The sequence below is a fragment of the Microbispora sp. H10836 genome (genome assembly GCF_012999525.1).
Lineage (GTDB): Bacteria > Actinomycetota > Actinomycetes > Streptosporangiales > Streptosporangiaceae > Microbispora.
Window position 1 is genome coordinate 429,309 of sequence record NZ_JABBWU010000002.1, and the last position, 12,658, is coordinate 441,966.

The window sequence follows — 12,658 nt, forward strand, 5'->3', positions numbered from 1 at the left end:
GACAGAACCACGACGGCGGCATCGGCGCCCACCGGTCACACCAGATGCGGACGACATGGGCTCCCGTTCCACCGGGGGCGAGAACCCGTTGTGCCGTCCGGGCACGACGGGCCCCGGACACAGCGGTCTGCGTGCCGTCGTCACGCGCGTCCGGGGAGTCGGGCCGGGGTCCGGCGGGATCGTGTCCTCACTGGCCGGTGGCGCCGTCGATCCGCTCGCGGAGCAGGTCGGCGTGCCCGTTGTGGCGTGCGTACTCGGCGATCATGGCGACCAGGATCCGGCGCAGCGAGACGGGCTGTCCGGTGGCGCGGTGCACGCCGGTCTGGTCCAGCGAGCGGGCGGCGGCCACGATCTCGCGGGAGCGCTCGCACTCGGCCCGCCACACGGCGAACGCCTCGTCGACGTCCCCGTCCAGATCCCCGAAGTCCTGGTCGGGGTCGTCGTCCGAGTAGTAGAGGAGCGGGACGTCCTCACCGGCGAACTGGATGCGGAACCACCACCGCTCGACACCCCCGAGGTGCCGGAGGATTCCGTGGAGGCTGAGCCCCGACGGCGACACCCCCTTCTCCGACAGACGCTCCTTGGGGATGCCCGAGCACTTGAGCGCGAACGTCACGCGGTGCCAGTCCAGGAAAGCCGTCAGCATCTCCCGCTCGTCGCCGACGAGGGGGAGGACCGGCCGGGAATCGTCGTCCCACTTCTTCGAGTAGTTCGCCTCGGGGAGCTCGCTCATGGCCGCGACCCTGCCATACGGCACCGACAACTCCTCCCGGCGTGCTTCCGGCCGCGGCGCCGGCTGTTGGCCGCCGATCCCGGCACTGCCGGAGCGCGTTTCGCCGGCCCGCGTTTTTGTCGGACCGCGTGGCTACTGTGCGGCGGGTGACGAAACGGTGGGGCCAGGTCGCGACCCGGGGCACGGGTGACGCCGAGCCGGGCCGCGACCGTGCCATCGCCGGCACCGACGCCGGTGGCCGGGCGGCGGCCAGGCGCGCGCAGGCCGAGCAGCGGGAGGGCAGGGTCGCGGCGGGCCTGTCGGAGCTGGAGCGGTGGCTGGCCGACCAGGTCGCGCAGGGGATCGCGCAGGCCCGCCAGACGGGCCTCGCGGACTGGGACGACCTCGCCAGGCGGCTGGTCGACGCGCAGGCGCCCGGCGTGGCGGGGACCGTCGCCCGGCTCTCACGGGTGTTGCACGCGGAAGACTGGCCGGGCCTTCTCCTCGGGGAGTACGCGCTGCTCCATCTGCTCGCGGTCGCGCACCGCCGCGCCGCCGCGCTGCCCGAGCCGCTGCGGCAGACCGTGCGGGCGCGGGTCGGCTTCCCCGTCACCCGGGAGTCCGTCCTGGCCACCGCGGCCGTTCGGGACCACTGGGACGTCGTCGGCAGCCGGGACGAGGAGCAGGAGCGGCTGGTCGCCCGGCGCGTGTGGCTCGCGGGCCGTACGACGGGCCGTGCGGCGATGGTGCTGTCGTTCACGCCGGCCGGGCAGCCGCCGGACGCGTCACTCGCCCTGGGCACGACGATCGACGCCGATCTGGCGTTCTACCCGGGGGCGTCGCCGTTGCGGGCCCTCGTAGCCGAGCGGTACGGCCTCGCCGACGCGGGACCGCCGCCGGGGACGACGGTCTCCCTGGTGCCCGCGCTGATCGCGGAGGTGCTCACGGCCGACCCCTGGGCCGATTCGTGGCCGCTGGTGCTCGCCGGCGTCGTCCCCTGCCTGGACGGCCTCGCCGACGAGGAGGGGAACGCGCTGCCGCTGCATCCGTCCGCGGGCGTCCCGTGGCGGCTGCTGGCCGTCTCCGGCGGACGGCCGGTGACGGTCGCCGCCGAGTGGACGCCGCGCGGGCTGCTCCCGCTCACCACATGGGACGAAGAGGGTGGGGTGGTGCGGTTATGACACCGGTTCGGGTTGTCGTCGTGTCGCGTCTGGGCGTGCCCGTGCCGTGCCCGTTTGCCGCCGTGTCGCGTCTGGGCGTGCCCGCGCCGTGCCCGTTTGCCGCCGTGCCGCGCGCGCTCGCGCCTGCCGGTCGCCCGGCCGTGCCCACGGCGCGTCGCGCGGCACCCTCCCGGCGATCTGGTCCTGCGGCTCGCCCCGGCCGCGCACGCCGCCTTCGCGCCGGAGCGGCCGGCCTCGGCGTACGACGGCGGGCGAAGGCGGCCGCCACGCGGAGGAGGGCCGCCCGATGACCGTTCCGTGGGAGGAGCTGGTGTCCGCCGCGCTGGTGGGCGCCGATCGCCGCGGCGTCCCGCCCGAGAGTCTGCTGGAGCAGGCGGCCGAGCAGGTGGTGAGGACGCGCGCGGGGCGGCGGCCGGGCAGGGGCGGTCCGCCGGCCCCCGCGGCGGCGGAGACGCTGCCGCTCGTGCCCGGCGCCGCGGCGGACCGGCTGGCCCGGATGCTCGGCGGCGAGCAGGGCAGACTGCTCACCGAGTGGCTGGAGACGGCCGCCGCGCGGCGGGTGCGGGTCCCGGCCGAGCTGATCCCCGGGCTGCTCGACCTCGGGGCGCGGGACCGGTCGATCCGCGCGTACCTGGGGGCGGTCACCGGAGCCCGGGGCCGGTGGCTCGCCGGTCTCAACTCCGCCTGGGCGTACCTGCTGGCCGAGCCCGCGCACGTCCCCCCGGACGAGGTGTGGCAACTCGGCACGAGCGGGGACAGGCGGGCCTTCCTGGCCGCGCTGCGCCGCCGCGACCCCGCCGCCGCCAGGGACCTGCTGGCACGGGGCTGGGGCGCGGAGACGCCCGAGGACCGGACCGTCTTCGTGACGATCCTCGCCGACGGACTCGGCATGGCCGACGAGCCGTTCCTGGAGGCGGTGCTGGACGATCGGCGCCGCGAGGTGCGGCAGGCCGCCGCCGACCTCCTCACCCGCCTGCCGGAGTCGCGGCTGGCCCGCCGCATGACCGCGCGGGTGCGCCGGTTCGTGACCAGGAGGGGCGCCGGGGTGCGGGCGGAGCCGCCGGCGGCCTGCGACGCCGCGATGGAGCGCGATGGCGTCAGGGCGCGGCCGCCCGCCGGCATGGAGACGCGGGGCTGGTGGCTGCAGCAGGTGGTGGCGCACACGCCGCTGTCGTTCTGGCCGGGTCATCTCGGCATGCCGCCGGACGAGATCGCCGGCGCCCGGATCGGCGAGTGGGAGCGGGAGGTCCGCATGGGCTGGACCCGGGCCGCCATCCTGCAGCGGGACACGACGTGGGCCCGCGCCCTGTTCGGGGCCGAGCCGCTGACCGACCTGCTGGCCGTGCTCCCGCCGGAGGAGCAGTCCCAGCGGGCGGCCGAGCTGGTGGCGGGCCATCCCGTGGACGGCCAGATGGTCATGATGCTGGGCGGCGTGCCGCGACCGTGGGGGCTCCGGCTGGCGAAGGCCGTGCTCAAGAAGATCGTCGAGACCACGCGGACGCAGCCGTGGAACGCCGGCGAGCTTGTCCGGCTGGCCGGCGAGCGGTTCGACCCCGCGATGCACACGCGGGTGGTGGAGGTCCCCGAACTGGCCGCGATCCTGCGGTTCCGCTTCGACATGCTGGAGGAGCTTGCATGACCAGCGTTCTGCGTCCGCACGCGGAGGACCAGTTCGCCGACGAACTGGCCGTCCTCGGGAAGACCGACGACCGGCCGCGCCCGCCGGGCTGGCGGCTGTCGCCCTGGGCGGTGACGACCTACGTGCTGGGGGACGGCGGTCAGATCACGCCCAAGTACATCGGACCGCGCAGGATCGTCGAGGTCGCGGTGGCGACGCTCGCCACCGACAGGGCGCTGCTGCTGCTCGGCGTGCCGGGCACGGCCAAGACCTGGTTGTCCGAGCACCTCGCGGCGGCGATCAGCGGCGACTCGACCCTGCTCGTGCAGGGCACGGCGGGCACGGCGGAGGAGGCCGTCCGCTACGGGTGGAACTACGCGCGGCTGCTGTCGGAGGGCCCCTCCCGTCAGGCGCTGACGCCGAGCCCGGTCATGCGTGCCATGGCGGAGGGACGGCTGGCGCGGGTCGAGGAGCTCACCCGCATGCCGTCCGACGTGCAGGACGCCCTGATCACCCTGCTGTCGGAGAAGACGCTGCCGATCCCGGAGCTGGGTGAGGAGGTGCAGGCGGCCAAGGGCTTCAACGTCATTGCCACCGCCAACGACCGCGACCGCGGGGTCAACGACCTGTCGAGCGCGCTGCGCAGGCGGTTCAACACCGTCGTGCTGCCGGTCCCGGCCACCACCGAGGAGGAGGTCGACATCGTGGCCCGGCGCGTGGCGCAGCTCGGCCGTGCCCTGGAACTGCCGGAGACCGTGACCGGGCTGGAGGAGATCCGCCGGGTGGTGACGGTCTTCCGGGAGCTGCGGGCGGGGGTGACCGCCGACGGCCGGACCAAGGTCAAGTCGCCCAGTGGCACGCTCAGCACGGCGGAGGCGATCTCGGTCGTCACCAGCGGGATCGTTCTCGCCGCCCACTTCGGGGACGGCGTGCTGCGCCCGGCCGACGTCGCGGGCGGCATCGTCGGGGCGGTGATCCAGGACCCGGTTTCCGATCGCGTGGTGTGGCAGGAGTACCTGGAGACCGTCGTCCGCGGCCGCGACGACTGGCGCGACTTCTACCGGGCCTGCCGCGATGCCGGCTGAGATCGCCGCCGGCGCCTCGTCCGGCCCGCGCGCGCCGTACGACGGCGGCACCGTGCCCCTCGGTGCCGGTGCCGGTGCCGGTGCCGGTGCCGGTGCGGGTGCCGCTGCGGGTGCCGGTTCGGTTGCCCGTGGCGTTGCGGGCGCGAGCGGCGGTGCGGGTGCCAGTGGCGGTGCGGGTTCGGGTGCCAGTGGGACCGCCGGGGATGTCGCGCCCCCGGGCCCGCACCGGGTTCGCCGCAGCAGTGGGCCGGGCGCAGGGACCCAGGGCGGCGACCGCGACGGCACCGCGAGCGGCGGTGATCGGGGTGCCCGGGGGAGTGGCGGGGGTCTCGGTCCAGCCTCTGACCCAGATGGCGGGACCCGCCGAGGTCGCGGGGGCGCGAGCGAGGACCGGGGCGTGCCGGAGGTGTGGGTGCTGGGGGTGCGGCACCACGGGCCGGGATCGGCCAGGGCGGTGCGGGACGAGCTGCACCGGATCCGGCCCGATCTGGTGCTCGTCGAGGGCCCGCCCGAGGCCGACGGCCTCCTGGGGCTCGCCGCCGACCCCGGCATGCGCCCGCCGGTCGCGCTCCTGGCGTACGTGCCGGGGGAGCCGTCGCGGGCCGCGTTCTGGCCGTTCGCGGAGTTCTCGCCAGAATGGCAGGCGATCGCCTACGCGGCCGGGGCGGGCGTCGAGGCGCGGTTCTGCGACCTGCCCGCCGCCCACGCTCTCGCGCTGGACGCCGACCCCGTACGCCGGGACCCCGTCGGCGAACTGGCCCGCGCGGCGGGGTACGACGACCCGGAGCGGTGGTGGGAGGACCTGGTCGAGCACCGCGGCGAGGCCGGGACGCTCGACGTGATCGCGGAGGCGATGCGGGCCGTGCGCGACGGGCATGTCGCGGAGGGCGTCGAGGCCCGGCGCGAGGCGTACATGCGCAGGACGCTGCGGAAGGCGGCGCGGGAGGGGTTCGCCCGCATCGCAGTGGTCTGCGGGGCCTGGCACCTGCCCGCGCTGACCCCGCCCGCGCTGACCCCGCCCGCGCTGACCCCGCCCGCGCTGACCCTGTCCGCGCTGGGCCCGCCCGTGCTCACTCCGCCCGGCCACCGCGCCCGGGGGCCCGCCACGGCCGTGCCGGCGGGGGCGCCGGCCGGCCCCGGCCGCCCGCCCTCGGCGGCGGAGGACGAGCGGCTGCTGCGCGGCCTGCCCAAGGTCAGGGTCGAGATGACGTGGGTGCCGTGGACCCACGGACGGCTCGCCGCGGGCGCGGGCTACGGCGCGGGCGTCGCCGCGCCCGGGTGGTACGAGCACCTGTTCACGGCGCCCGACCGGCCGGTGGAGCGCTGGCTCGCCCGGGCCGCCGCGATCCTGCGTGAGGAGGACCTGCCCGTCTCCTCCGCGCACGTCATCGAGGCCGTACGGCTGGCCGGGGGGCTGGCGGTGCTGCGCGGCAGGCCGCTCGCCGGGCTGTCGGAGGTCACCGAGGCGGTCAGGGCGGTCCTGTGCGACGGCGACGAGCCGAAGGTCGAGCTGGTCCAGCGGCGGATGGTCGTGGGGGAGCGGCTCGGGCGGGTGCCGGAGGCCACGCCGATGGTGCCGTTGCGGCGGGACCTGCGTGACGAGCAGCGGCGGCTGCGTATGAAGCCGGAGACCCTCACCGGGGAGCACGACCTGGACCTGCGCAGGCCGCTCGACCTCGGCCGCAGCCGGCTGCTGCACCGGCTCGCCCTGCTCGACGTGCCCTGGGGAACGCCCCGGCGGGCCCGGAGCAAGGGGACGTTCAAGGAGTCCTGGTCGCTGGAGTGGCGACCGGAGCTCGACGTCGCGCTCATCGAGGCAGCCGTGTGGGGGATCACGGTCGAGTCGGCGGCGACGGCCCGCGTCCGTGACCTCGCGGACGGCGCCGGCCTGCCCGAACTGGCCGCGCTGGTCGAGCGCTGCCTGCCGGCTCACCTCCTCGGCGCGCTTCCGTACGTCCTGGCGCGGATCGAGGACCGGGCGGCGCTCGACGGCGAGGTGCGCCACCTCATGGCGGCGCTCCCCGCGCTCGTGCGGGCCCGCCGTTACGGCGACGTGCGCGGCACGGAGGGCCTCGCGGACGTCACCGAGTCGATGCTCGCCCGGATCTGCGCCGGGCTGTCCCCCGCCCTGACGGGACTGGACGAGGACGCGGCCCGCGCGATGGCGGCGCTCGTCGACGGGGTACACGCGGCCAGCGGGTTGATGGACGCGGCCGGGTTGACGGGGGCGGCCGCGCCGATGGCGAGTAGGCGGTGGCTCACGACGCTGGGCGCGGTCGCCCGCCGCGACGACCTGCCGGGGCTGCTCGACGGACGCATCGTGCGGATCCTGTCCGACGCCGAGGCCCTGGAGGACGACGTGGCCGCGCGCATGGCCCGGTCGATGTCGCCGGGGAACCCCCCGGCCCGGTCGGCGGCCTGGATCGAGGGCTTCCTGTCCGGGGGCGGCCTGCTGCTCGTCCACGATCCGCGCCTGCTCGCCACCGTGGACGCCTGGCTCACCGGCCTGTCCTCCCAGGAGTTCGCGGACGCGCTGCCGTTGCTGCGGCGCACGTTCGGGGCGTTCCCGGCGCCCGAGCGGCGGATGATCGGCCGGCGGATCCGCTCCGGCTCCGCGCTCCGCTCCTCGGAACCGGGCGGTGACGCGGGGGCGGACCTCGACGACGGGCTGGCGGCGGGAGCCGTACGGACCGTGCGGGAGATCTTGGGGCGCGAGACGGGCGGGAGGCCCTGATGGACGGCGAGGACGAGCGGCTGCGCCGCTGGCGGCTGGTGCTCGGCGGCGCGGCGGAGGGGACGCTCGAAGGAGCGGACGCCCGCATGGACGCCGCTCTCGCGGCCCTCTACGACGAGCAGGAGCGGAGCGGCGCCGGCCTTGGCGCGTCCGCGCCGCGCGTGGCCCGATGGCTGGGGGACATCAGGGAGTACTTCCCCTCCAGCGTCGTGCGGGTCATGCAGAAGGACGCCATCGAGCGGCTCGACCTGACCCGGCTGCTGCTGGAGCCCGAGATGCTGGAGGCCGTCGAACCCGACGTGCACCTGGTGGGCACGCTGCTGTCACTGGGCCGGCTCATGCCGGAGCGCGCCCGCGAGTCGGCCAGAGCGGTCGTCCGCACGGTCGTGCGGCAGCTGGAGGAGCGGCTGACGCGGCGCACGCTGGCGGCCGTCGGCGGCGCGCTCGACCGCTCGGCCAGGACCAGCCGGCCGAGGAGGGCGGCCGACGTCGACTGGGACCGGACGATCCGGGCCAACCTGCGCAACTACCTGCCCGAGCGGAAGACCGTCGTGCCGTCCCGGCTGGTCGGATACGCCCGCGGGCAACGGGCCGTGCGGCGGGAGGTCGTGCTGGCCGTCGACCAGAGCGGCTCGATGGCCGCCTCGGTGGTGTACGCGGGGGTCTTCGCCGCGGTGCTCGCCTCGATGCGTTCGCTGAAGACCTCGTTCGTGGCCTTCGACACGGCCGTCGCCGACCTCACCGACCGGCTGCGCGATCCCGTCGAGGTGCTGTTCGGCACCCAGCTCGGCGGCGGCACCGACATCAACCGGGCCGTGGCCTACTGCCAGCAGCTGATCACCCGGCCCGCCGACACCATATTCCTGCTGGTCAGCGATTTGTACGAGGGCGGGCCACGGGAGGAGACACTGCGCCGGATCGGTGCGCTGACCGCCGCCGGAGTCCAGGTGATCGTGCTGCTCGCGCTGTCGGACGAGGGGGCGCCGCAGTACGACCACGACAACGCGGCGGCGCTGGCCGCGATGGGCGTGCCGGCCTTCGCCTGCACACCGGACGCCTTTCCCGGCCTCATGGCCGCCGCGATCGAGCGCCGGTCCTACGACCAAGGTCGCATTCCCGCGCCGGGACGGTGATTTGTAATGTCCGTATCATGACTTCGGTGATGACCGCCCCGGCCGTCTTCAGCCAGCGATACCGGGCCCTGAGCGTCGGAATCGTGGCCCTGGTGATGCTCGTGGCGTTCGAGTATCTCGCGGTGGCCACCGCGATGCCGCTGATCGGCCGCGAGCTGAACGGCTACCACCTGTACGGCCTCGCGTTCAGCGGCGGCATGGCCGCCACCGTGATCGCCACGGTGCTCGGCGGCCGCTGGGGCGACGCGCGGGGGCCGTTCCCCGCCCTGTGGACCGGGGTGGCGGGGTTCGTCGCCGGGCTGGCGGTCTCCGGGTTCGCGCCCGCCATGGAGGTCTTCCTCGTCGGCCGGTTCCTCCAGGGGCTCGGGGGCGGCCTGTTCAACGTGGCGCTGTACGTCCTCGTCGCCCAGGCGTATCCCTCCGCCATGCACCCTCGGGTGTTCTCGGCGCTGGCGGCGGCCTGGGTGCTGCCGTCAGTGGTCGGCCCGGCGGTCACCGGGTTCGTGGCGGAGACCTGGAGCTGGCGCTGGATCTTCCTGGGCGTCGCGGTGCTGTCGGTCCCCGCCGCGCTGATCATGTGGCGCGGCCTGCCCGCGGCGGGCGGGCAGCCGAGGGAGGCGATGGGCCGGGCCTTCCTGCCCCGCTTCGCCTGGGGCGTGTGCGCCGCGGTCGGCGCGGCCCTGCTGCAGTACGGCAGCGGCGCTGCCGGTGCGGGCGTCCCCCTGGCCGTGGCCGGGCTGGCGGTGCTCGCGCTGACGCTGCCGAGGCTGCTGCCCACGGGGACGCTGCGCGCCGCCCGTGGCCTGCCCACCGTGGTCGCGCTGCGCGGCCTGGCCGCCGGGTCGTTCTTCGCCGCCGAGGTGTTCGTGCCGCTGATGCTGGTGCGGGAGCGGGGGCTGAACGCGGCCGAGGCCGGTCTCGCGCTCACCGGCGGGGCCCTCGCCTGGTCCCTCGGGTCCTGGATCCAGGGCCGCAGGCCGCACGCGCGGGCGCTGACCATCCGTCTCGGCGCGATGCTGATCGCCGCCGGGATCTGCGTCACCGCGTCCGCCGTCATCCCCGCCGTGCCCGTCCCCGTCGTGTTCGCGGGCTGGGTGGTGGCCGGGCTGGGCATCGGCATGGTCTTCCCGACGCTGTCGGTGCTGGTCCTGGAGCTGTCGGCGCCCGGGGAGGAGGGCCGCAACAGCGCGTCGCTGAGCGTCGGCGAATCGGTCTTCTCGGTCGTCGCCGTCTCGCTGACCGGCGCGCTGCTCGCCGCGTACGGTGGCCTGCCGTGGGTCTACCTGACGTGCCTGGGCCTGCTCGTCGTCATGGCCGGCACGGCCGCACTGGCCGGCGGCCGTTTCGAGCACCGCCGCGAAGCGGGCACCATGGAGGTCTAGGGAATCCCGGAAATTCCGCCAGGCGCCGTGTCCGGCCCGGCCGCGGGCGGGGACCCCGGGGAAAGAATTAAGGGGATCCGAGTGCCGCGTGTCCGGGAGCTGGAGGTCTTCAGGATGACCCTGCCGTATGGCAGGCGTCCGGAGACCGTCCTGGTAAAGATCACGGACTACGGCGGCATGGTCGGCTGGGGCGAGGCCGTCGATCCCGGCGAGGCCGGCCCGCTGGAGCGGGCCCTGCCCGCGCTCGTGGGCCTCGACTGGGAGCACCCCTCGGAGCTGGGGGACAACCCCGGCGGCGCGGCCGGCGACATGGCCTGCTGGGACCTGTGGGGCCGCATGAACGGCGTCCCGCTCGCCCACGCACTCGGCGGCAGCCGTACCTCGCTGATCGCGACCGTCCGGCTTACGGCGGACCGCTCGCTGGAGAGCATGGTCGCCCGGGTGAACCGGCACGTGTGCGCCGGCTACGGGCACGTGACGCTGGACGTCCACCCCGGCTGGGACGTGGAGCCGCTGCGCGCCGTGCGCGCCGCCTACCCCGGCCTCGCCATCGCGGTGGACGGGCGTGGCGCCTACACCGAGATCGCCCAACTGGAGGCGCTGGACGCCTACGGGGTGGTGGCGATCGAGCGCCCGTTCAAGGACCTGCTGACCAGCGCCGACCTGCAAGACAGGGTGTCGGCCGCGGTCGCGGTCGAGGTGAGTTCGGTGGCCGAGTTCGACGAGGCGGTGAGCGTCAGGGCGGGCCGGGCGCTGCTGCTGCGCCCCGCGAAGATCGGCTCGCTCGGCGCCGTACGGCGCGCGCACGACCGCGCGGTGGAGGCCGGGTGGGACATCGTCTGCGCGGGCGGCCTCGGCGCGGGACTCGCCCGGGCCGCGACGGTCGCCGTCGCCAGCCTGCCCGGCTGCTCCCTGCCCAGCGACGTGGCCGAGCCGCCGCGCAGCGCCCAGGTGGTGCTCCCGCCGGTCGGCGCCTCCGGCGGGGTCGTCGCCGTGCCGCTCACCCAGCCCGGTCTCGGGCACAACGTGGACGAGGATCGCGTACGCCGCATGGCCCGCGAGACCTTCCGCGTCTGACGGCTCAGCGGGCCGTCGCCGTGTGCGGCGTCCCGCAGCCGTCGTCGATCGGGCTCGGCGTCCCGGGCGTGGCGAGCACGAGCGTGGGAGAGGGCGACGGGGAGTGCCGGTGGCGGTGCCGGCGCGGAGCGGCGGCGGGCGAGGAGCCGGCCGACGCGGCGGACGGGCCGGCCTGGGGGTGGACCGAGGCGCGGATCGCCCTGGCCGTGAGCAGCCGGATCCGGTCCCAGTCCGGATAAGCGGTGCTGATCAGGGGCGGCACGAACTGCAGGCTGTTGATCGCGGCGTGCTTGACCTTCCACGCCAGCGGCACCAGGTGCTCCAGCATGGGCCGGGGCACGTCGGTGCGGATGAGCCCGCGCGTGGCCGCCGCGATCTCGGTGAACCTCGTCAGCACCGTGGCCGGGTCGGCCTGGGAGAGCAGGGCCCCGAGGACGCACCGCTGCCGGTGCATGCGGTCGAAGTCGTCGCTGCCGGTGCGGGAGCGGGCGTACCACAGCGCCTCGGTGCCGGTCAGCCGCCGGGTGCCCGCCCTGACGACGCCCTCGTCGTACAGGCCGTACACGATGTCGCGGTCCACCGCCACCACGAGCCCGCCGAGGGCGTCGATCATCTTCGCGAAGCCCCAGATGTTGACCAGCGCGTACCAGTCGATCCGCAGGCCCAGGATGTGACCGACCGTCTCCTTGAGTACCTCGGCGCCCATGTGCCGCCGCCCGCCGAACAGTTCGGGATGGTCGTCGGCGTACTGCCACACCGAGAACAGCAGGTCCTCCCGCCAGCCGGGGCGGGACTCGGGCAGCTGGAATCCGAAGGGGAACCGGGCCGCCATGGGGCTGCCGGGGGGGAAGCGGACGTGCTCCAGGTTGCGGGGCAGCCCGAGCAGCACCGTGTTGCCGGTCCGCACGTCCACGCTGGCGACGTTGATGCTGTCGGTGCGCATCCCGATCCGGTTGTCGCCCCAGTCGCCACCCAGCAGGAGCACGTTGACCCGGTCGCGGCCCGCCCACGGGTCGTCCCGGCGTACGGCGCCGCCCACCTGGCCGGACCCGTCCGATGCGCTGAAGAGCGAGTCGAGGGTCTGCTCGGACACGCGGACGTACCGGGCGGCGACCGCGAACGGCACGGCGACGAGGACCGCGAGCACCCCCGCGACCAGGCCGGTGAGGATCTGCCCGGAGCGGGGCAGCCGCCCGGGACGCAGGACGACGTACGAGCGGACGACCAGGCAGAACCAGGCGACGGCACAGGCCGCGAACACCAGGGAGATCTGGCTCAGCCAGCCCAGCGCGTGCCCGGCGAGGCCCGCGTCGGCGCCCGCGGCCACGCCGGCGACGCTGACGGCCACGGTCAGGTAGCCGCCGAGCAGGAGCAGTCCGGTGCGCCACCGGCCCGCCCGAAGGTGCGCCGCGCCGGGCAGCACCGCCGACAGCGCCACCCAGCCGATGAGCGCGGCGGCTCTCCGCGCCGGCCCGCTGCGACGCGTCGGCGGCGCGGCGCCCTTCCGGGGTGCCAGATCAGGGGTGACCACGTGTTAATTGAAGCGACGCCGGCCGCGGAAAACCGGTGGCAGCCGCGAGCCGGGGAAGTTCGTACCCGGATTTGACCAGGGCTCGTCCCTATCGTGGGAACCGGCTCTCGATCCGCGGTCGAACGGCCGGTGGCGGGCCCCCGCGGCCGGCCGGATCCGGGTCGCGGGTCATGATGCGCCCGGAGAGAGGTTAAGGGCGTCGGGG

The 12,658-nt window shown here is 75.4% G+C and carries 9 protein-coding genes; 7 read left to right on the plus strand and 2 right to left on the minus strand.

Features of this window, described 5'->3' with window-relative positions; translation table 11 throughout:
- Positions 1-187: 187 nt before the first annotated feature.
- Entirely contained in the window at positions 188-733 is a 546-nt protein-coding gene (locus tag HHX30_RS06705; RefSeq protein WP_169980454.1) for a DinB family protein, read from the minus strand.
- Between the two features lie 146 nt (positions 734-879).
- On the opposite strand from HHX30_RS06705, the gene HHX30_RS06710 reads away from it, so the two are divergent.
- The 7 genes from HHX30_RS06710 (at position 880) to HHX30_RS06740 (ending at position 10,922) form a co-directional block, all read left to right on the plus strand.
- A complete protein-coding gene (locus HHX30_RS06710) occupies positions 880-1,893 on the plus strand; it encodes an SWIM zinc finger family protein (RefSeq protein ID WP_211591645.1) in 1,014 nt (337 codons plus the stop codon).
- A gap of 286 nt (positions 1,894-2,179) precedes the next feature.
- Complete coding sequence (locus HHX30_RS06715; RefSeq protein WP_169980456.1) at positions 2,180-3,532, plus strand: DUF5691 domain-containing protein; 1,353 nt, start codon at positions 2,180-2,182, stop codon at positions 3,530-3,532.
- Positions 3,529-4,596, plus strand: a complete 1,068-nt coding sequence (locus HHX30_RS06720) for an AAA family ATPase (RefSeq protein ID WP_169980458.1) — start codon at positions 3,529-3,531, stop codon at positions 4,594-4,596. The genes HHX30_RS06715 and HHX30_RS06720 overlap by 4 nt, the downstream gene beginning before the upstream one ends.
- 397 nt (positions 4,597-4,993) lie before the next feature.
- A complete protein-coding gene (locus HHX30_RS41380) occupies positions 4,994-7,330 on the plus strand; it encodes a DUF5682 family protein (RefSeq protein WP_311922145.1) in 2,337 nt (778 codons plus the stop codon).
- Positions 7,330-8,463 carry a VWA domain-containing protein gene (locus HHX30_RS06730; RefSeq protein WP_169980460.1) on the plus strand — a complete coding sequence of 378 codons (1,134 nt, stop codon included), beginning with the start codon at positions 7,330-7,332 and terminating at the stop codon, positions 8,461-8,463. Before HHX30_RS41380 ends, HHX30_RS06730 begins: the two co-directional genes overlap by 1 nt.
- Positions 8,464-8,480: 17 nt before the next feature.
- Complete coding sequence (locus tag HHX30_RS06735) at positions 8,481-9,845, plus strand: MFS transporter (RefSeq protein WP_169980462.1); 1,365 nt, start codon at positions 8,481-8,483, stop codon at positions 9,843-9,845.
- 81 nt (positions 9,846-9,926) lie between these two features.
- Positions 9,927-10,922 (plus strand): enolase C-terminal domain-like protein, encoded by a 996-nt coding sequence (locus HHX30_RS06740; RefSeq protein ID WP_169980464.1) that lies wholly within the window; start codon positions 9,927-9,929, stop codon positions 10,920-10,922.
- Positions 10,923-10,926: 4 nt separating this feature from the next.
- On the opposite strand, the gene HHX30_RS06745 is transcribed toward HHX30_RS06740, so the two are convergent.
- Positions 10,927-12,453 (minus strand): LCP family protein, encoded by a 1,527-nt coding sequence (locus HHX30_RS06745; protein WP_169980466.1) that lies wholly within the window; start codon positions 12,451-12,453, stop codon positions 10,927-10,929.
- Positions 12,454-12,658: the final 205 nt, after the last annotated feature.

Coding starts and splice junctions, on each gene's coding strand:
- HHX30_RS06720 (WP_169980458.1), top strand. CDS start 3,529: ATGACCAGCGTTCTGCGTCCGCACGCGGAGGACCAGTTCGCCGACGAA.
- HHX30_RS06735 (WP_169980462.1), top strand. CDS start 8,481: ATGACTTCGGTGATGACCGCCCCGGCCGTCTTCAGCCAGCGATACCGG.
- HHX30_RS06730 (WP_169980460.1), top strand. CDS start 7,330: ATGGACGGCGAGGACGAGCGGCTGCGCCGCTGGCGGCTGGTGCTCGGC.
- HHX30_RS06705 (WP_169980454.1), bottom strand. CDS start 733: ATGAGCGAGCTCCCCGAGGCGAACTACTCGAAGAAGTGGGACGACGAT.
- HHX30_RS06715 (WP_169980456.1), top strand. CDS start 2,180: ATGACCGTTCCGTGGGAGGAGCTGGTGTCCGCCGCGCTGGTGGGCGCC.